Source organism: Streptomyces sp. NPDC048639 (genome assembly GCF_043199075.1).
In the GTDB taxonomy this organism is placed as follows: Bacteria; Actinomycetota; Actinomycetes; order Streptomycetales; family Streptomycetaceae; genus Streptomyces.
In genome coordinates, this window is the sequence record NZ_JBICVP010000011.1 from 71693 (window position 1) to 91669 (window position 19977).

General features: G+C 69.6%; 17 protein-coding genes and 2 tRNA genes. 12 read left to right on the forward strand and 7 right to left on the reverse strand.

Annotated elements, in window-relative coordinates; genetic code table 11:
- Positions 1–179: 179 nt before the first annotated feature.
- A complete protein-coding gene (locus tag ACGFNH_RS27470; protein ID WP_393658149.1) occupies positions 180–1121 on the reverse strand; it encodes a decarboxylase in 942 nt (313 codons plus the stop codon).
- A gap of 224 nt (positions 1122–1345) precedes the next feature.
- Here ACGFNH_RS27470 and ACGFNH_RS27475 point away from each other — a divergent pair, with 224 nt between their 5' ends.
- Together ACGFNH_RS27475 and ACGFNH_RS27480 are read left to right on the forward strand one after the other, a co-directional pair.
- Entirely contained in the window at positions 1346–2311 is a 966-nt protein-coding gene (locus ACGFNH_RS27475) for a D-2-hydroxyacid dehydrogenase (protein ID WP_393658151.1), read from the forward strand.
- A 307-nt stretch (positions 2312–2618) separates the two neighbouring features.
- Entirely contained in the window at positions 2619–4025 is a 1407-nt protein-coding gene (locus ACGFNH_RS27480; protein ID WP_393658153.1) for an amidase, read from the forward strand.
- On the opposite strand, the gene ACGFNH_RS27485 is transcribed toward ACGFNH_RS27480, so the two are convergent.
- Positions 4003–4506, reverse strand: coding sequence for a DUF3830 family protein (locus tag ACGFNH_RS27485; protein ID WP_393658155.1), 504 nt, complete (start codon positions 4504–4506; stop codon positions 4003–4005). The two genes, ACGFNH_RS27480 and ACGFNH_RS27485, sit on opposite strands and share 23 nt — an antisense overlap.
- Positions 4507–4626: 120 nt before the next feature.
- Here ACGFNH_RS27485 and ehuB point away from each other — a divergent pair, with 120 nt between their 5' ends.
- From ehuB to ACGFNH_RS27515, 6 genes are all read left to right on the forward strand, one after another.
- Positions 4627–5538, forward strand: coding sequence for an ectoine/hydroxyectoine ABC transporter substrate-binding protein EhuB (gene ehuB, locus ACGFNH_RS27490; protein ID WP_393658446.1), 912 nt, complete (start codon positions 4627–4629; stop codon positions 5536–5538).
- Entirely contained in the window at positions 5535–6275 is a 741-nt protein-coding gene (ehuC, locus tag ACGFNH_RS27495; protein ID WP_393658157.1) for an ectoine/hydroxyectoine ABC transporter permease subunit EhuC, read from the forward strand. Before ehuB ends, ehuC begins: the two co-directional genes overlap by 4 nt.
- A complete protein-coding gene (gene ehuD / locus ACGFNH_RS27500) occupies positions 6272–6922 on the forward strand; it encodes an ectoine/hydroxyectoine ABC transporter permease subunit EhuD (protein ID WP_393658159.1) in 651 nt (216 codons plus the stop codon). Before ehuC ends, ehuD begins: the two co-directional genes overlap by 4 nt.
- Entirely contained in the window at positions 6912–7724 is an 813-nt protein-coding gene (gene ehuA / locus ACGFNH_RS27505; protein WP_393658161.1) for an ectoine/hydroxyectoine ABC transporter ATP-binding protein EhuA, read from the forward strand. Before ehuD ends, ehuA begins: the two co-directional genes overlap by 11 nt.
- 232 nt (positions 7725–7956) lie before the next feature.
- Positions 7957–8715, forward strand: a complete 759-nt coding sequence (locus ACGFNH_RS27510) for an IclR family transcriptional regulator (protein WP_393658163.1) — start codon at positions 7957–7959, stop codon at positions 8713–8715.
- Positions 8716–8868: 153 nt separating this feature from the next.
- Positions 8869–8942, forward strand: a tRNA-Lys gene (locus ACGFNH_RS27515).
- Positions 8943–9034: 92 nt separating this feature from the next.
- Here ACGFNH_RS27515 and ACGFNH_RS27520 read toward each other — a convergent pair.
- The gene (locus ACGFNH_RS27520; protein WP_393658165.1) at positions 9035–10717 is read right to left on the reverse strand and encodes an AMP-binding protein; all 1683 of its coding nucleotides are present in this window, start codon (positions 10715–10717) and stop codon (positions 9035–9037) included.
- A gap of 168 nt (positions 10718–10885) precedes the next feature.
- Positions 10886–11473, reverse strand: coding sequence for a lytic polysaccharide monooxygenase (locus tag ACGFNH_RS27525; RefSeq protein ID WP_393658167.1), 588 nt, complete (start codon positions 11471–11473; stop codon positions 10886–10888).
- A 231-nt stretch (positions 11474–11704) separates the two neighbouring features.
- Here ACGFNH_RS27525 and ACGFNH_RS27530 point away from each other — a divergent pair.
- The 4 genes from ACGFNH_RS27530 (at position 11705) to ACGFNH_RS27545 (ending at position 16763) form a co-directional block, all read left to right on the forward strand.
- Positions 11705–11778 (forward strand) — tRNA-Lys (locus tag ACGFNH_RS27530).
- Positions 11779–11889: 111 nt separating this feature from the next.
- The gene (locus ACGFNH_RS27535; RefSeq protein WP_393658169.1) at positions 11890–12570 is read left to right on the forward strand and encodes a FadR/GntR family transcriptional regulator; all 681 of its coding nucleotides are present in this window, start codon (positions 11890–11892) and stop codon (positions 12568–12570) included.
- 345 nt (positions 12571–12915) lie between these two features.
- On the forward strand, positions 12916–14835 hold the full coding sequence (locus tag ACGFNH_RS27540; protein ID WP_393658171.1) for a glycosyltransferase family 2 protein: 1920 nt from the start codon (positions 12916–12918) through the stop codon (positions 14833–14835).
- Positions 14832–16763, forward strand: coding sequence for a galactose oxidase-like domain-containing protein (locus ACGFNH_RS27545; RefSeq protein ID WP_393658173.1), 1932 nt, complete (start codon positions 14832–14834; stop codon positions 16761–16763). Before ACGFNH_RS27540 ends, ACGFNH_RS27545 begins: the two co-directional genes overlap by 4 nt.
- Positions 16764–16984: 221 nt before the next feature.
- On the opposite strand, the gene ACGFNH_RS27550 is transcribed toward ACGFNH_RS27545, so the two are convergent.
- From ACGFNH_RS27550 to ACGFNH_RS27560, 3 genes are all read right to left on the reverse strand, one after another.
- Positions 16985–18025: a glycoside hydrolase family 6 protein gene (locus ACGFNH_RS27550; protein ID WP_393658175.1), complete on the reverse strand. Its 1041-nt coding sequence runs from the start codon at positions 18023–18025 to the stop codon at positions 16985–16987.
- A 433-nt stretch (positions 18026–18458) separates the two neighbouring features.
- Complete coding sequence (locus tag ACGFNH_RS27555) at positions 18459–19145, reverse strand: class F sortase (RefSeq protein WP_393658177.1); 687 nt, start codon at positions 19143–19145, stop codon at positions 18459–18461.
- A 15-nt stretch (positions 19146–19160) separates the two neighbouring features.
- Entirely contained in the window at positions 19161–19919 is a 759-nt protein-coding gene (locus tag ACGFNH_RS27560; protein ID WP_393658179.1) for a hypothetical protein, read from the reverse strand.
- Positions 19920–19977: the final 58 nt, after the last annotated feature.

Below are 19977 nucleotides of genomic sequence, written 5' to 3' on the forward strand. Positions count from 1 at the left end.
CCCGAGGCGGCCGCCGACCAAGGGAACACCGGCTCGGATGCCCCGACGCCGGGCGCCGCCGCCCGCCCGCGCACCACAGCCCCGTACGGGACCGCTCACGCGCGCCGAAGCGCCGCCCGCGAACAGGCCGGTCCTCGGCCTGCCGGCGTCGGCCCGAACGCGCCGGCCCTTCCGGCCCGTCAGGTCGGCGGGATCCCGCCCGGTTCGTCCGGGAACGGAAACGGCGGTGGTTCGAGGCCGTCACCGGTCTCCGGCTCCGGCATACCCGGCGACCCGGCGAAGGCTGCTTCGATCTCGTGATGCGGGGGTTCTCCCGGCGGAGCCTGCGGCTCCGGGGTCAGCTCCACGGGCGGCGGCGACGAGGACATCGCCGCGGGCCCGCGCCTGGCCACCGGATCCAGCAGCGCCTGGTACGGGCCGACCGCCTGCGCGCCGATCCGCTGCAGCGCGGCCCATATCGTCACTTGGTTGGCCGAGAGGACCGGCATCCGCAGCTCCGCCTCGAGCTGCGGGATCACGTCGTAGGTCGGCAGGTTGGTGCAGCTGATGAACAGCGCGTCGGCCGCACCGACCACCGCTTGCCGCGCCATGTCGACCACATCCCGGTACGGCACCTTCCAGATGTGCCGCGTCAGCCCGAGGTAGGCCCGGCCGGTGACCGTGACGCCGCCTTCGGCGAGGTAGTCCTCGAGCGAGGTCGTGACCGATCTCGTGTACGGCGTGACCAGGGCGATACGTCGTGCGCCGATCTCGTGCAGCGCGTCGAGCAGCGCACCCGAGGTGGTCAGCGCCGGCATCTCGCCGGCCTGTTCCATCGCGGCGCACATGCCCCGCTCCCCGGCGACACCGGCGACGAAGCTGCCCGAGGTGCAGGCGTACGCGACGACCTCGGGCGCGACCGCGCCGAGGGCGCGCACGGCCTCCCGCAGAGTCTCGTGCTCACTGACGAGCCGGGCGAGGTCGAGGCTGACCTCGACCGGCACAAAAGGGGTGCGTGTCAGGTGGAGCGACACATCGTCCGGAACCCAGCGCCACAGTTCACGGTCGAGCGCGAAGTCAAATGGTGCAACGACGCCCACACCACGTTGCGGGTGTGGGCCTCCCAGAAAGGAGACGTCCATTTCAAGCCCCAATACGACGGAGGCTGGGCCGATGGCCGCAGAAAACGGCAGATCCAGAGAGCCGGTGCACGCCGGGACGTCGGGACAGGGATGTGGGACAGAAGCCCGTGTTGACGAAGGTAGTTTCCGCTCCCTAGCGTGGTCAATCCTCGCATCCCACGCCGTTCAGCGCTCTCTCTTCCGGAGAGAGAATCCGATCTACGTTTCGAAACGGTGTCCTGCCCATGTCCGAACAGGTTCTTCTCGTTTTCGGCACCGACCCGACGCCCAAGCTGGACCGGATCGCCGGCCGCGCCCGCGTCGTTTTCGCTGATGAGCAGAGTCTCCCCGGCCTGCTGCCGACCGCCGACGCCCTACTGGTGTGGGACTTCACCTCCGACGCCGTGCGCGACGCCTGGCCGAGCGAGAGCCCGCACCCGCGCTGGGTCCATACGGCGAGTGCCGGGGTCGACAGACTCCTCTCCCCCGAGCTGACCGGCTCCGATACGGTCCTCACCAATGCCCGGGGTGTTTTCGAGCAGCCCATCGCCGAGTACGTGGCCGGGCTCGTGATCGCTATGGCCAAAGATTTCAGCGGCACTTGGGAATTGCAGCGGCAACGGCGCTGGAAACACCGCGAGACGATGCGGCTGGCCGGCACGAAAGCCGTGGTCGTCGGCTCGGGGCCGATCGGACGGGCCATCGCCAGGACCCTCGCGGCGCTCGGAGTCGAGGCGGATCTCGTCGGCCGAACGGAGCGCAGCGGTGATCCCGAGTTCGGAACGGTGCACGGCAGCGCTGCGCTGTCCGGGTTGCTGCCGTCGGCCGACTGGGTGGTCTGTGCGGCACCTCTCACGGAGGACACGCGGGGGATGTTCGACACCTCCGCGTTCGCCCGGATGAAGTCGTCCGCCCGGTTCATCAATGTCGGTCGCGGCCCGCTGGTGGTGGAGAAGGATCTCGTCGACGCGGTCCTGAAGCGGACGATCGGCGGTGCGGCCCTCGACGTCTTCGAGAACGAGCCGCTGGCGGCGGACGACCGGATCTGGGACGTGCCGGGGCTGTTCGTCTCGCCGCACATGAGCGGTGACACGGTCGGCTGGCGGGATGCCCTGTCCGAGCAGTTCCTGGACAACTTCGATCGCTGGGTGGCCGACGAGCCGCTGCTCAACGTCGTGGACAAGAAGCTGGGTTACGTCCCGGTGACCTGACGCGGGCGGGGCCACCGGCGCCTCGCCCCACGGGCCACCGGCCCGGGCTCCGGCAACCGCGCCCGCCCCGTCCACACCCGGCCCCGAACCTCTCCGAACCGAACCGATCCGAACCGCACCCGAGCCGAACCGGACCCCACCCGAACCGGACCCGAGCCGGAATCCGCGTTCGCGTCCCCGCCCCGCCGTGGGCCTCCCGGCGCCCCGGACCTCCGCGTCCCGGCCCGGACCCCACCGCTCCCGCGCACCCCCGCGGCTCCGGCCGTACCGCCCACCGGCCCCGCCGGTGCCCACCCATGGAGGGTCGATGACCGATCTCGCCGATCTCACCGCAACCGAGCTTCTGGCCGGGTACGCCTCCGGGGCCTTCTCCCCGGTGGAGGCGACCCGCGCCGCCCTCGCGCGGGTCGAGCGGACGGAACCGGCCGTCAACGCCTTCGTACGGGTCGACGCCGAGGAGGCGCTCGCGCAGGCCGCCGAGTCGCAGGAGCGGTGGAGCCGCGGTGAACCGGACGGTCTGGTGGACGGCGTACCGGTGACGGTGAAGGACATCCTGCTCCAGCGCGGCGGGCCGACCTTCCGCGGTTCCCGCACCATCCGCGCGGAGGGCCGGGCGTGGGACGAGGACGCGCCCTCGGTGGCCCGGCTGCGCGAGCACGGCGCGGTCTTCCTGGGCAAGACGACGACGCCGGAGTTCGGGTGGAAGGGCGTGACCGACAGCCCGCGGGACGGGGTGACCGGCAACCCGTACGACCCGCAGCGCACCGCCGGCGGCTCCAGCGGCGGGAGTGCCGCGGCCGTCGCGCTGGGCGAGGGACCGCTGAGCCTGGGCACGGACGGCGGGGGTTCGGTGCGGATCCCGGCGTCGTTCTGCGGGATCTTCGCGCTGAAGCCCACCTACGGAAGGGTGCCGCTCTACCCGGCGAGTGCGTTCGGCACGCTGGCGCACGTCGGCCCGATGACCCGGGACGCGCTGGACGCGGCGCTGCTCATGGATGTGATCTCGGGGCCGGACTACCGGGACTGGTCGCAGCTCGGCGCGGTGACAGCGAGCTTCCGGGACGGCATCGACGGCGGTGTCGAGGGGCTGCGCATCGCCTACTCACCGTCCTTCGGCGGTCGGGTCGCGGTGGATCCGCAGGTGGCCGAATCCGTACGGCGCGCGGTGGAGCGGCTGGCCGAGCTGGGGGCGCGTGTGGAGGAGGCCGACCCCGGCTTCGACGATCCTGTGGAGGCCTTCCACGCCCTGTGGTTCAGCGGCGCGGCCCGGGTGGTGCAGCCCCTGGGCCCGGATCTGCTGGAGCTGCTCGATCCCGGTCTCCAGGAAGTCGTCGCGCAGGGCGTTCGGTACAGCGCGCTGGACTACCTTGCGGCGGTGGACGTGCGGATGGCGCTGGGCCAGCGGATGGGTCGCTTCCACGGCGACTACGACCTGCTGGTGACCCCGACGCTGCCGATCACCGCGTTCGAGGCGGGCGCGGAGGTCCCCAAGGGGTCCCGCCACCACCGGTGGACGGGCTGGACGCCGTTCACCTACCCGTTCAATCTGACGCAGCAGCCCGCCGCGAGCGTGCCCTGTGGGACGGATCGCGACGGGCTGCCGATCGGTGTGCAGCTGGTGGGCGCGCGCCACTCGGACGCGTTGGTCCTGCGCGCGGCGCACGCCCTCTACACGAGCGGGGCGGCCGAGATCAGCCCGCCCGGCGGAAGTTGAGGGTCTCCCCCAGCGCTCCCGCGCGCCACAGGTCCTGGCAGGCTTCGGCCATCCGGTCGAGGCCCTCGACGATCGTGCCCCAGACGATGCCCGGGACCCAGCCCGCGTCTCCGTTGATCAGCAGGTTGTTCCGCTCATAGAAGAGCGCGAGGTCCACGACCGTGTTGCGGCCCTGATGCTTGGCGTCGGTCTCGTACCCGTACGACTTCGTCCCCAACTGTGTGTCGGTGAAGGTGAAATAGCACAGGTCGCCCGGAATCGGAGTGATCGTGGGGTTCTCCAGTGGCGGTTCCTCCGGTGCAAAAGGTGGCAGGAGGGCATAGATCTCGTTCCGCGCGTACTTCGCGTGGTAGACGTCGCCGCCCAGCGGCAACGCGTTCCACACCGCCTCACACGTGATCGGCGCGCGTTCGTCGAGGAGCTTTGCCATACAGGTGACACCGCGCTTGTCGAGCGAGACTTCGATGAAGCGGTCGGCCATCGTGGGTCCTCTCGGTCGGATACGGGATCAATTGTGTCCCAACGGTCAATAGAGCTGCGCTTGCATCAAGGGCTGAAAACAGCCTGCATGAATCGCGCCGTCTCGGGTAGCCGCGCGGCCATGGCTCCACCACAGGGGAACGACATGATCGGTAGAAGTGTCGGCCGCCGCTCCGTGCTCGCGGGAATGGCTGCCATCGGTGCTGCGGCCGCGGTCGGCTGCAGCCGGGTTTCCACCGCGGACACGACAGGGGGCGGGAATCTGCTGGAGCGCCTGCGCGCGCAGGGCAGCGTCAAACTGGGGATCGCGGGCGAGATCCCCTTCGGCTACATCAGCAAGCAGGCTGAGATCACCGGGGAGGCTCCTGAGCTCGCCAAGGTCATCTTCAAACGTCTGGGAGTGCCCAACGTCCAGGCCGTCCCGACGGAATTCGGTTCACTGATCCCCGGTCTCAATTCACAGCAGTTCGATGTGATCGCCGCGGGAATGTTCGTCAACCCGGAACGCTGCGCACAGGTTCTCTTCGCGGATCCGGACTACGAAGTGCTGGACGCGTTCATCGTCCGCAAGGGAAATCCCAAGAACATCCAGAGTTACGCCGACATCAAGAAGTCGGGTGCCAAGCTTGCCAGCGGCACCGCGTATGCCGAGATCGACTACGCGGTCGATGCCGGAGTCCCGAGAGGCGAAATCCAGATTTATCCGGACCAGTTGGCCGGTCTGCTCGCCGTGGCCCAGGGACGAGCGGACGCATTTGCGGGCACAAGCCTCACCGTCCGCAATGTCATCAATCAGACGAAGAATCAGAAGGTGGAAGGAACCAAACCCTTCCTCCCGAAACTCGACGGAAAGCCCGCGTACGGCGCGGGCGCTTTTGCGTTCCGCAAAGGCGAGACACAACTGCGGGACGCCTTCAATGAAGAGCTGCACAAGATGAAGAAGAACGGCGAGGTCCAGCGAGTCCTCAAGCCCTTCGGATTCACCGACACCGAGATGACCGAACTGACCGCAGAGGAGCTGTGCAAGAAATGACAGCTGAACTCTGGGAACTCATCTTCAAGGGCATCTGGGTCACGGTCCAGCTCACGATCTACAGCGCGGCGCTCGGTGCGTTCGTCGCCTTCACCGTGGGCATCGGCCGCACCTCCCGCTTCTGGATCCTCCGCTTCCTCTCCGGCTTCTACGTCGCGGTCTTCCGCGGGACCTCGGCCCTGGTGCTGATGTTCTGGCTGTTCTTCGTGGTGCCGCTGGCCTTCCAGTGGCAGTTCGTGCCGCTGTGGGCGGCGACGCTCGCCCTCGGCCTCTCCTACGGCGCGTACGGAGCCGAGATCGTCCGCGGCGGTATCGCCGCGGTGGCCCCGGCGCAGCGTGAGGCCGGCATCGCGCTGAGCTTCACGCCGATGCAGCGTCTGCGGCGGATCATCCTTCCGCAGGCGATCCCCGAGATGATGCCGCCCTTCAACAACCTGCTGATCGAGCTGCTCAAGGGCACGGCCCTGGTCTCGCTGCTCGGCGTCGGCGACATCTCGTTCGCCGCTCAGCTCGCCCGGCTCGCGACCGGTGAGAGCGGCAGCATCTACTTCACGATCCTGGTCATGTACTTCGTCCTCGCCTTCCTCCTCACCCGCGTGATGCGGCTGATGGAACGCCGGGCCAAGGCCGGCATCGGGCAGGAACCCCCGAAGGGCGGCGGGATCATCCGCAAGCTCGCCATCCGTGAGGAGACCGAGCAGGCCTCCAACATCAACATGACGGGTGGTGCGCGATGAGCTGGAGCTGGTCCGTAGTCGGCGACTTCATGCCGATGTTCTGGGACGGCGTGAAGGTCACGCTCGAGGCGACCGTCCTGGGCTCCCTGCTCTCCTTCGCGCTCGGCCTCGTCTGGGCGCTGCTGCTGCGCACCCCGACCCGGTTCGTGCGCTGGCCGGTGGGCATCTTCACGGAGTTCATCCGCAACACCCCGCTGCTGGTGCAGCTGTTCTTCTTCTTTTTCGTGCTGCCGGAGTGGGGTATCCAGACCACCGCCCTGGCCACCGGAGTGATCGGCCTCGGCCTGCACTACTCGACGTACACCGCCGAGGTCTACCGCGCGGGTATCGAGGGTGTCCCGGTCGGGCAGTGGGAGGCGGCCACCGCGCTCAGCCTGCCGCGGACCCGCACCTGGGGTTCGGTGATCCTGCCGCAGGCGATCCGCCGCGTCGTCCCCGCGCTCGGCAACTACGTGATCGCGATGCTCAAGGACACGCCGATGCTGCTGGGCATCGGGGTGCTGGAAATGCTGCAGCAGGCCCGCCTGTTCGGAGCGGAGACCTTCCAGTACGTCGAGCCGTACACGGTCGTCGGCGTCGCCTTCATCCTGATCTCCTACCCGGCTTCCCTTCTCATGCGATTCCTGGAGCGTCGTCTTGTCCACTGACAGCACCCAGACCCCGTCCGTCCCGGGAAACAAGGACGGCAGCGAGCTGATCCGGTTCGACCAGGTGACGAAGCGCTTCGGCGGCACCACGGTCCTGGACCACCTGGACTTCACCGTCGCGCCCGGCAAGCACGTCACGCTGATCGGCCCGTCGGGCTCCGGCAAGACGACGATCCTGCGCCTGCTCATGACGCTGGTGAGACCGGAAGAGGGCACCATCAAGCTGGCCGGCGACTATCTCACCCACGAGGAGAAGAACGGCAAGCTCGTCCCCGCCGGCGACAAGCACCAGCGGGAGATCCGCAAGAAGATCGGCATGGTCTTCCAGCAGTTCAACCTCTTCCCCAACATGAAGGTGCTGCGGAACCTCACCGAGGCTCCCGTGCACGTCCTGGGACTGACCAAGGACGAGGCGGAGGAGCGGGCGCGCGAGCTGCTCGAACTCGTGGGCCTGACCGAGCACATCGACAAGTACCCGACCCAGCTCTCCGGCGGGCAGCAACAGCGTGTGGCGATCGCCCGGGCGCTCGCGATGCGGCCTCAGGTGCTGCTGCTGGACGAGGTCACCTCGGCGCTCGACCCCGAACTGGTCGCGGGCGTCCTGGATCTGCTCCGGGACATCGCGCGCACCACGGACATCACCATGCTCTGTGTGACCCACGAGATGAACTTCGCCCGGGACATCTCGGACGACGTATTGATGTTCGACGCGGGCAAGGTCATCGAATCGGGCCCGCCGGAGAAGATCTTCAGCGAGCCGGAGCACGAGCGCACCCGCGAATTCCTCAGCGCCGTGCTGTGAATTCCGCAGCTCCGGCTTGCGCAGAATGACTCTGGCATATGCCAAGGTGGCGCGCCCCTGCTTACGGCCATGGGGCGCGCCATTCAAACTCCTCAACACCTGCTCCATTCAGGTCTCTTGACGGCTATCGTGGTAACGAGCCCGCCTGCCGGGAGCGGTGAGGAGTGCCTGCGAGCCGTGACCTGCAGCCACGGGACTGACGCAAGCGGTCACAACCTGCTAGGGGGAAACCGTGGCGCTCAAACCCGAGCCGACCGCGCCGTTCCATTCGGTGCAGTACGCACTGCGCGTACTCGAATGCGTCGCCAAGCACACCGGCGGCGTCACCGATGTTCAGATCGCGCGCGAGACCGGCCTGCCCACAGGCCACCTCTCCCACCTGCTGCGCATGCTGCGCCGCGAGGGCTATGTGGAACAGGTCACCGGCGGCGCGTATGTCGTCGGTGAGTCCCTGGTGCTTCTGGGCTCCGCGGGGAACCGCCAACAGGCCCTCTACGACAAGCTGCAGCGCACCCTCTCCGAGATCCGCGACTCGGTCGGCGCGGCCGTCTACATAAGCCGCTACATCGACGGTGAGATCAAGATCACGCAGTATGCGGACGGACCGCGCGCCCCCAAGGTGAACGAGTGGGTGGACTTCCGCTCCGCCGGGCACGCGAGCGCGGTCGGCAAGTGCCTGCTGACGCAGCTCGACCACAACGGCCGCCGCGACCACCTCGCCCGCCACAAGACCGCCCGCCTCACCTCGCGGACGATCACCAGCGAGAAGGTCCTCTTCTCCCGGCTGGACAACCAGCCGCCCACTGTCCCCGTACTGGATCTCCAGGAGTACGCGGTCGGTACCGTCTGCGCCGCAGTGCCGATCACCGCGGGCAGATCGGTGGGCTGCCTCGCCCTCTCGATGCCGATCGAGAACGCGCACCGGCTGCGCCAGGCCGCGGACGCCCTCAACCGCAGTGCCGCACCGGTGCTGCTGTCCCTGACCCTCTGAGCGCATCGGCGCGAGTCGACCGGCCCGGGCGCACCTCGGCCCGCTCCGGGGGACGTACGCCCGCTCGTGACCGCATGCCCGGTCGTCGTCGGCCGGGCGCACACCCGGTCCGGAGCAGCGCTGCGGAACAGGTACGATGTTCGACGTCAGCAGGCGCCGCTAGCTCAGTTGGTTAGAGCAGCTGACTCTTAATCAGCGGGTCCGGGGTTCGAGTCCCTGGCGGCGCACATGACACTCCGGGTCTCCTCACCATCGGCGAGGAGACCCGGAGTCGTTTCGCGGCACGACCGACGGCCCGGCGTCGCGGGCCCGGGACGCCTCACCGGCCGAGCAACTCCTCGCGCCCCTGCGCCCGGTAGCGCTTCAGCAGCGCCTCCAGATCGTCCTCCCCGAAGCGGCGGTACGCGCTGCCGCACGGCCCCGCGTCCATCGGCGACCACCACACCGGGTCGCCGCAGCGGAACCCCTCGCGGCGCAGCCACGACCGGTGGATCTTGTTCGTCGCGGTGACCGGCATGGCGGCCGGAAGCCGTATGAACCGGGGCGCCATCTTCGTCCCCAGGTCCGGCTGGGCGGCCAGGAACGCGGCGAAGTCCACGGGGTCGAAGGAGCGGGGGCCGTCGCGCAGCACCAGCGCGGCCATGACCTGGTCGCCGGCTACCGGGTCGGGCACCGCGTGGACGGCGGCGGAGACGGCAGGGGCGTAGCGGGCGAGGATGTTCTCGATCATCGCCGCACCGAGGTTCTCGCTGTCGACGCGGAGCCGGTCGTCGGTGCGGCCGGCGAAGTGGAAGAAGCCGTCGGTGTCGCGGATGAAGAGATCTCCGGTCCAGTACCAGCCGTTGCGGGTCCGGGCCGCGCCCGCCTCCTCGTTGCGCCAGTAGCCCTCGAAGGGATTCGGTCCGCGGTTGACGAGTTCGCCGATCGCCTCGTGGCTGCCGAGCAGCCGCCCGTCCGCGTCCAGGCGCGCCCGCGGCCGCTCCTCCCCCGTCTCCGGGTCGACCACGGCGAGGTCGTCGCCGGGGGCGGCCCGTCCGATGGCGCCGGTCGGGGCGTCGGGGCTGTGCTGGATGGCGGCGCCGCCCTCCGAGGAGCCGTAGCCCTCGACGAGCCGGGTGCCGAACCGGGCGGTGAAACGGGCCGCGTCGACGGCGCCCGCCTCCGTGCCGAACCCGGTACGCAGCCGATGGTCGCGGTCGTCGGGGCGCTCCGGGGTGGCCAGCAGGTACTGGACTGCCCGGCCGACGTAGGTGAAGTACGTGGCTCCGAAGGCCCGTACGTCGGGCAGGAAGCCGGAGGCCGAGAAGGTCCGGCGCAGGGCGATGGCCGCACGCCCCGCGAGTGCCGGTGCCCAGTCGGCCACGACGGCGTTGCCGTGGAACATCGGCATGCAGATGTAGTGCACGTCGTCCGGACCGACGCCGAAGTGGCGGACGAGGGAGTGCGCGGCCGCCGCGAGCCTGCCCTGTGAGCAGATGGCCGCCTTGGGAGCGCCGGTCGAGCCGGAGGTGAAGGAGAGCAGCATCCGGGTGCCGGGCCCGACCGGCCCGACCGTCGCCTCGCCGGGCTCGGTGTGCGCGTACGGGGCGAGGTGTTGTGCGTAGGACGGTGCGTCGACGACGAGGACCCGGTCGCGGGGGACGGCCATGTCCAGGCCCGCCAGGAGCGGGAGGCGGGACCGCTCGGTGATCAGCAGGGAGCACTCGGTATGGCGTATGTCACGCGCGAGTTCGGGGCCGCGCCGGGTGGTGTTGAGTCCGACGACGGTCGCCCCGGCGAGCGCGGCGGCGGCCAGCCACATCGGGTAGTCGGGCACGTTGTCCAGCAGGAGGCCGATGTGCGGCAGCGCGCCCGGTGGCAGCAGATCGGCGAGCAGTGCCGCTCGTGCGGCGGCTCCGGCCGCGACCTGGTGGTGGGTGAGGACCTCGTCCTGGAACATCAGGCCCGTCCGGTGGTCGCCCCACCGGTCGCGTACGAGGTCTGCGACGGTCTCCATCCGCATGGCGCACGACGGTAACTGACGTTGCGTCAGATGTGGAGACCGCGTCCCGGACCGGTCCGTTGGGGCGGAACGGTCCGGGACGCGGCCGCGGGCCGGCGAGCCGCCGGACCCGCCGGGGCCGCGCCCTTCCGGATCACCCCGGGCCGGGGCCGATCCGGAGGGCGCGGCCTAGAACTGGACGTCCGAGCACGCGTAGAAGGCGTTACCCGTGTCGGCGACCGTCCAGACGGCGAGGATGATGTGCCGGCCCGTCTTGCCCGACGGGATGGTGCCACTGTGGGACAGGGTCGATGGCGGGCGCTGACCGTTGTAGGGCACCGTGAGGAACGGGGCGGTCTCCAGCGCGGCCCGGGTCAGCGGCCGGCTCGGATCCCAGCCGTTCCTGGTGATGTAGTAGCGGAAGTCCGTGGTCGCGTGCGCCGCGGTGAACTGCCAGCGGAACGTGTGGGCGCCGGCCGTGACACCGGTCGCCGGCCACTGACCGCCGCGCGGGTCGTCGAGCTGGGCGAAGCGGCTGTTGCCACCCGCGCAGATCTTTCCGTCGGCGGGCCCGGAGGCGGGGAAGCCCTTCGGCCCCTCGACGCTCTGCGGCTCCCACTGGATGTCACCGCAGCCCGTCACGGTGCCGTTGGCGCACAACTTCTGCCTGCTGATGGGGGAATCGGTGTAGCCGTGGCTGCTCGCGCTGCTTGTGGCGAGGACCGAGACGCCGATGACGCCGAGCCCGACCAGAGCAGCGCCGATCTTCTTGCGCATGCTTCGCTCCAGATGAACGGGGAGAGGTTCCGCGAGCTGAGCTCAGCCGTGCCGGGTGATTTCCAGGTCTAGACCAAGTCGCAGCGTAGCCCCGCCCGTTGAACATGTCCAGACCAATCGGAGCGGGCCGCACCCGGACGCGGGCAGGCGCGCGAACGCCTTGCGCAGGGCCGGAAATGTCCCGCGTTCGGAGCACCCCGGCGCATCGGGTAGGATCTTTGATGTCAGCACGCGCCGCTAGCTCAGTTGGTTAGAGCAGCTGACTCTTAATCAGCGGGTCCGGGGTTCGAGTCCCTGGCGGCGCACGTGACACTCTGGGCCTCCTCGCCACCGGTGAGGGGGCCCGGAGTCGTTCCGGGGCTCGTGCGGCGGTCTCGCGGCTGGTCAAAACGGAGGTTGCGGTGCACAGTCGCGGAATGGCGAGCGACATCCAGGAGCGCATCAAGAAGCTGATCATCGACCAGCGGCTGCCGTCCGGCGCCCCGCTGCCCACCGAGACCGAATTGATGGACCTGCTCGGGGTCAGCCGGAACTCGGTCCGCGAGGCACTCAAGGCGCTGCAGGCCATGGGCATCGTCGAGATCCGGCACGGCTTCGGGACGTACGTGGGGCCGATGTCGATGGCGCCGATGATCGAGGGCCTGACCTTCCGCACCGTCGCGGGCCACTACCGCGGCGAGGACAGCCTGCTCCAGCTCCTGGAACTGCGCGAAGCGATCGAGACCGGCCTGATAGCGCGACTGGCCGGCCGCGTATCCGAGGGCGATCTGGTTGAACTGGACGCGCTCGTGGCCCGTATGGAAGAGGAAGCGGCAGGTGGTGCGGTCCGCGCGGACACCGACCGGGCCTTCCACGCCGCCCTCTACCGCGGTTTCGACAACCTTCTGCTGAGCGAGGTGCTGGAGGCATTCTGGGACGCCTTCCACCGTGTGCGCACCGATCTGGTGGACACGCACTCGGATCCGAGGACCACCTGCCGGCAGCACCGGGAGATCCTCGAAGCCGTCCGCTCGGGGGACGTCGTCCGCGCGGAGAGCGCCGTACGCGACCACTTCACGGACATCCGCAAACGCCTGCGCCGCTCCCATCGCGCCTGATCACTGCCGCAAACCCGCCTCCCCGCAGGTGTCCTGGGTGCCGAAGCTCGCCCTTATGGCACCCCAGCAGAACGGGAACGGAGTGTTTGCTCTGCTCGTCACCTCTGCGACTCCGGGGCCATTTGGGGGAGTTGGGACTGAATCACTCGGTCGCGCTCCGTGATAAATCCGGGGCGCTGTTCACGCGGTGATACGGGAGTGGGCATCATGCAACCGAAAGGTGTTCGTTCCCCGTCCTACGGAACGGCCACCCGCACACGCATTCGGACCGGGTCGGTCAAGGGGGACCACTGGCCCGGACCAGACGAACGACCGACCACAGACCCGCGTGCGGGGGGAATACTCATGACGTCGACGCCTCACGGCGCCGGGCACTCCTATGACACCGAGCGGGAGACCGAGCGGACGACGCGCCTGCGTCTACCCCGGCAACTGCGCTCGCCGCACGGCCCGCGTACCCGCAAGCCACTGCCGCGCTACGACTACGAGCACTACAGCCGGCTCGCGGGCCCCCTCACGCAGCCCGACCCGGGCAAGCCGTACCGGGTGCGCTACCGCAGCCTGATGGCCGACGAACCGCACCGCATCCGGGCCGCGTTGCTGCTCGGCGCGGCCCCGCTGGTCTCACTGGGCCTGCTGGTGTGGCTGATGCAGCCCGCGCACTGGACGAAGCGCGACAACGCCTCGGACACCCTCCTGGTCCTCGACGTGATCATGCTGGTGTCCATCGGGCTGATCGAGCTGTTCCGTACGCTCAACGTCCTCTCCAACGCGCACGCCACGCTGGTGGCCCGCGACCCCGTCCCCGTCGTGCCGGAGAACGGCACCCGGGTCGCGTTCCTCACCTCCTTCGTCCCCGGCAAGGAACCCCTCGAGATGGTCACCAAGACCCTCGAGGCCGCCGTCCGCATACGCCATCGCGGGCTTCTGCACATCTGGCTGCTCGACGAGGGCGACGACCCCGCGGTCAAGGAGGTCTGCGCCCGGCTCGGCGTCCACCACTTCACCCGCAAGGGCGTCGCCCGGTGGAACCAGCCCAAGGGCGCGCACCGCGCCAAGACCAAGCACGGCAACTACAACGCCTGGCTCGACGCCCACGGCGACGCCTACGACTACTTCGCGTCCGTCGACACCGACCATGTCCCGCTCCCCAACTACCTGGAGCGGATGCTCGGCTTCTTCCGCGACCCCGACGTCGCGTTCGTCATCGGCCCCCAGGTCTACGGCAATTACGACAGCGCCGTCACCAAGGCCGCCGAGAGCCAGCAGTTCCTCTTCCACGCGCTCATCCAGCGCGCGGGCAACCGCTACGGCGCCCCCATGTTCGTCGGCACCAGCAACGCCGTACGCATCAAGGCCATCAAGGGCATCGGCGGTCTGTACGACTCCATCACCGAGGACATGGCCACCGGTTTCGAACTGCACCGCCACAGCAACCCGGAGACGGGACGCAAGTGGCGCTCGGTGTACACCCCCGACGTGCTCGCCGTCGGTGAGGGCCCCACCGCATGGACCGACTTCTTCACCCAGCAGCTCCGCTGGTCCCGCGGCACGTACGAGACGATCCTCAAGCAGTTCTGGAAAGCGCCCTTCACGCTGCCGCCCGGCAAGCTGTTCAACTACACCCTGATGGTGATCTTCTACCCCATCTCGGCGATGAACTGGATTCTGGCCGGGCTGAGCTGTGCGCTGTTCCTGGGCTTCGGCGCCTCCGGTGTCCAGATCGACCCGGCGATGTGGATGATGCTCTACGGCAACGCCTCCGCTCTCCAGATCGGCCTCTACATCTGGAACCGGCGGCACAACGTCTCCCCGCACGAACCCGAGGGCTCCGGTGGTGTGGCGGGCATGGTGATGTCCGCGCTGTCCGCCCCGATCTACGCGCGCTCCCTCATGGACGCCGCCCTGCGCCGCAAGAGCAAGTTCGTCGTGACGCCGAAGGGCGACTCCTCCAGCCCCGACACCCTCTTCGGGACGTTCCGGATCCACTTGTTCTTCCTGCTGGTCTTCGGCGGATCGCTCGCGTCCTCCTTCTACTTCGGCCACAGCCACCCCGCGATGATCCTCTGGGCCTCCCTCGCCCTGGTCATCACGGCCGCACCGATCCTCGCCTGGCGGTGGACCATCCGCCAGGAGAAGCGGAAAAAGGCCCGCGGAGGACCTCCGCCCGGCGGCGGGCCCGCTCCCACGGCCCACCGGCCTGAGAGCGCCTGGCCCGCGAACGACCAGACCCTGCAGATCGCCCTTGGGGGACGCAAGACATGAAATACCGTCCAAGCCGCCGTACGCGCCGGATAGCCATCGGCACGACGGCGGTGCTCGTGCTGGCCGGAATGAACGGGCCCGCCCTGTTCCGCTTCGGCTCGGAGAAGTACCACGCGTACAAGATCAACCGGCCGGACTACAAGGCGGCGAACGGCCACTGGGATCTCCTCGACGTCCCCGAGGAATTCCGGATCAACACCATTCACGCCGCGCTGCTGCACACCGGCAAGGTGCTGCTCATCGCGGGCTCCGGCAACAACGCGGAGATGTTCAAGGCGAAGACCTTCCGCACGGTGCTGTGGGACCCCGAGCAGAACACGTACAAGAACATCTCCACGCCCAAGGACATGTTCTGCGCCGGGCACACTCAACTCCCGGACGGAAAGCTGCTGGTGGCGGGCGGCACCCAGCGTTACGAGAAGCTGCAGGGCGATGTCGAGAAGGCCGGCGGTCTCATGATCGTCAAGAACGAGGACCCCGACGAGCCCAAGACCCTGCGTGCGGGCACCCTCTTCACCGGCAAGTCCAGCGGCAAGACCTTCGAGTCCAAGGACAACCTGCTGGTCCCCCGAGCGAAGAAGACCACGGACCCGGTCACCGGCCAGGCCCGGGTCACGGCCAGCGAGGCCCGCGTCTATGTCGAGGCCCGCCAGAAGGGCCGGAAGCACAGCACCGGCGACACCGACAACTACCGGATACGCGGCCTGAAGGGCGCCGACGCCCGGAACCTCTACGGCATCGCCAACAAACTCTCCTTCGACAAGAAGGACTTCCAAGGCATCAAGGACTCCTTCGAGTTCGACCCCGTGGCCGAGAAGTACATCCGCGTCGACCCGATGAACGAGGCGCGCTGGTACCCGACCCTCACCACGCTGGAGGACGGCAGGGTCCTGTCCGTCTCCGGACTCGACGAGATCGGCCAGGTCGTACCCGGCAAGAACGAGGTCTACGACCCGAGCACCAAGCAGTGGACGTACCTGCCCACGAAGCGCTTCTTCCCGACCTACCCGGCGCTCTTCCTGACCGACGGCGGCAAGATCTTCTACAGCGGCTCCAACGCAGGTTACGGCCCGGCCGACAAGGGCCGCACCCCCGGCCTGTGGGACGTGGACACCAACGAGTTCGACCCCGTGCCCGGCATGAGCGACCCGAAGGTCCTCGAGACCTCGATGTCGGTGATGCTGCCGCCCGCCCAGGACCAGAAGTTCATGGTGATCGGCGGCGGAGGCGTGGGCGAGTCCGAGAAGTCCAGCGAGAAGACCCGGGTCGTCGACCTCAAGAAGGACGACCCGCGCTTCAAGGACGGCGCACCGCTCTCCGAGGGAACCCGCTACCCGGGCGGCTCGCTCCTCCCCGACGACACCGTGTTCGTCTCGGGCGGCTCCGGCGACTACCGCGGCCGCAGCGGCAGCAACATCCTCAAGGCGCAGATCTACGACGCCAAGAGCGGCACCTTCCGCCGCGTCGCCGACCCGACCGTCGGCCGCAACTACCACTCCGGCACGCTCCTGCTGCCGGACGGCCGCATTATGATCTTCGGCTCCGACTCGCTCTACTCCGACGACGCCAACACCAAGCCGGGCGTCTTCGAGAAGCGCATCGAGATCTACACCCCGCCCTACCTCTACCGCGACAAGAAGCCCGAACTCGGTTCGGGCCCCGAGCGGATCGCACGGGGCGGCAGCGGCACGTTCGGGACGGGGGACGCGGCGGACATCAAGAGCGCCCGGCTGATGCGGCCCAGCGCCGTCACGCACGTCACGGACGTCGACCAGCGGTCGATCGCGCTGGACATGAAGAAGACGGGCAAGGGGGTGCAGGTGACGGTTCCGGACGACCGGTCCCTGGTGCCGTCCGGCTGGTACATGCTCTTCGTCACGGACAAGAAGGGCACGCCCTCGAAGGCCCGTTGGGTCGAGGTGCCGTAGCCGGGGGGCGCAGCCGGACCCAGTACTCGCGTCCGCGCCCGACCCCGGTGGGTGGGCGCGGGCGCGGGGACCGGGGTCAGCTCCCGGCGCGCCGAGGTCCTGGGCCGCTTCCTGGCGACGAGGGGGGCCTGAGCCGCTTCCTGGCGACGAGGACCCGGGTCAGCTCCTGGCGACAAGGACCCGGTCCGCGCCGGAGGAGGGGAACCGGGTCCGGAACCGCGTCAGCTCTTGGCGTTGCGCGCCAGCTGCAGTGCGTACTTCGGCCACCACTGGCCCGCCGCGGGACCCCCCTTGCAGGCGCCGTCCGACTCCCCCGGCCGCTTGATCCACAGATACGCGTCGACCAGATCGTCACCGGTCCGCGTCGTCGGCGGCTCGCCGAGCGCCCGGCCGGGCGGATTGCACCACGCCTCGGGATCGTCCTTCCCCGGGGCCGGGCCATTGCCGTTGCGACTGGTGTCGATCACGAACGGCTTGCCGCCGACCATGCCCGACAGCTTCTTGCCGTACGCCGTGTTCTCGTCGGTGGTCTGGTAGTTGGAGGTGTTGAGCGCGAAACCGTCGGCCTTGTCGATGCCGGCCCGCTTCAGGGGCTCGACCATCCGGCCCGGGTCGGTGATCCAGTGCGGATTGCCGGCGTCCAGATAGACCTTGGTGTTCGGCAGGGCCTTGAGCTTGGCCACGGCCTCGGACAGCAGGGCGTACCGCTCCTCGTGGAACTGCTGCGGGGTGCAGCCGTCCTCCACATGCGGCAGTGCGTCCGGCTCCAGGACGACCGTGGTCCTGCGCTCGCCGATGCCGTCGATCGCCTTGCCGAGCCAGTCTCGGTACGCGTCGCCGTCCGCGGCACCGCCCTTGGAGTACTGGCCGCAGTCGCGGTGCGGGACGTTGTAGAGCACCAGCAGGGCTTCGCGGTCGGCCTTCTCCGCCGCTTCGGTGAAGCCGCGGGCCTGGCCCTCCGGGTCCTCGATGCCGATCCACTCGGCGGCCGGCTGCCGGGAGATCTTCTCGATCAGTTCGGCGTCCGCGTCCCGCCCGTCCATGCGGTAGGCCGCGGCCTGCTCGGCGGCGCTGCCGTCCGGGTTGACCCAGTACGGAGCCCGGGACTTGGGCTGCTGGGCGCCGCCCGCGGCGTCCTCATCGGTGTCCGAGCCATCGGAACAGGCCGAGAGGAGCAGCAGGGCTCCCGCCGCTGCCGCGGCCCCCGCCCTGAGCCGGACGCGCGCCCTCCCCTGCCCGCGGCCGGTGCAACTGCCGTACATCCGCTCCCCCTTGGCTCACTGTCCGGGGCGGCGGTGCTCCGGCGACCTGTGTCGCGGGCCCCGGCCCCCATGGTCAAGACCGGTCGGCCCCCATGCTGACACACCGGACGGTGCGCCCAGCGGTCCGTCCGCGCTTCGTCGACCGGCTGTGACAGCCCTCTCATCCGCGGCGGGTGCGGCCTTCCCCGGCTCCGCAACTCCCGGTCACACAGCGGTCACCCGAACCCCCATCCGCTGCAGCGGAAGTCGAGCAGCTGCGCATCGCCCAGGTCCTCAGCCCCCTCGGTGCGAGGCGAGCGCCGCTCGTAGACGATCAGGCAGGTCGGTCAACGGCCGCGCACGGCGACCGCTGCCTCTCGTGCGCGCGGCGCCAGGTGATCGGCCACCGCGCTCCGGAAGCCTGCCGCTCTCTCCGGACGGCTGCCGCTTCTCTCTAGACGCCCGCCGCGACATGCCCGCGTACCGCGGTCAGGTACGCCGAGACGACGACGTTCGCGGAGTACACATGCCGCTTCGGGTCGTAGGTGCCTCCGCAGGTGATCAGCCGGAGTTCGGCGCGATGGCTCTTGCGCGGCCCGTACACCCGTTGCGGGTCGAAGCGGTCCTTGGTGAACACCTCGACGGCCTCCACGGTGAACTCCGCGACCGATCCGTCCTCCCTCGCGACGCTCACCCGCGCACCCGGCTCGACCGACGCCAGGCGGTGGAAGACGGCGGGCGCGGTGTGGGTGTCGACATGGCCCACGAGGAGGGCGGTGCCGACGGCGCCCGGGGTGGGGCCGCCGCCGTACCAGCCGACCTGGCCCGGGGCGCTGTACGGCGGCGGGTCGACGGCTCCGTCCGCGTCGAGGCCCCGTTCGACGACGGGGGCGCGGACGCCCGCGGTGCGGATCTCCAGTCGCTCGGGGCGGGCGGGCGTCAAGGGCGCGTACGCCGCGGGGAGTTGCGGTCCGGCGGGACGGCCCACCGCGGCCGCATCGCCGGTACCCGGGGACGTGATGCCCGGGCCGTCGGTGATGCCCCGTCCCCAGAACCAGAAGCCGAGCAGCACCACGACCCAGATCAGGGCGGTGATCAGGCCGCCGGCTCCGGTGCGGCCGGTGCGGCCACGGTCGTACACCGTGGTCCGCCCGCCTCAGTCGCCCGCCGCCGTGTCCACCCGGCGGCGGCGCAGCGCGATCCCGGCGAAGGCGAGGGCGGCGGCGCCGGCGAGTCCGGCCGCGACGACGAAGTGGGCGATGCCCGGGCCGTCCTCCTTCTCCGCGGCCGCGGGAGCCAGGACGGCGGTGCCGCCGCCTCCGGCGCGTACGGGCGCGGTGGGGGTCGCGTGCGGGCTGTGGCTGGAGTGCGAGGCGACGATGGTGATCGTGGCCTGGACACCGCAGTCGCACTTGACGGTGTGCCGGCCGGGCGAGGCACTCGACTTGATCTTCGCCTCGCCGTAGAGGCCGCCGCGGGAGTCCGAGGCGAGCCGGGCTTCGGTGACGAAGACCTCCGACCGCACGACGACCTTGGTGCCCTTGGTCTCCTTGAGCCCCTGGACACGGATCTCGACCTCGGCGCCGGGCGCGACGACGGACGGGGTGATCTTGAGGTTCTCCGAGGAGGAGGGAGCGGAGCTGCTGCTCGCGCCGTCGCCCGTCTCGTCCCCGAACTCGTCGGAGAGCGACTCGGTCAGCGGATCGGAGAGGGGGTCGGATCCAGGATCGGAGAGAGGATCGTCGGCCGGCATATCGGCGATGCTGCCTGCGGGCGTCTCCTCGACCGGTTCGACGTCGACGGCGTACGCGGGAAGAGCGACCGCCGTGCACAGGGCGGCCGCAGCGACGATCACGGCCGCGCGCCGGGGCAGGCGGGACGGACGGGTGAGCCGGGTGCGCGGGTCAGAGCCCATCGTTGAACCTCCTCACATTCAAGAAGGTTCACCTGGCGCCGTGCCCGCCGCACCCGCA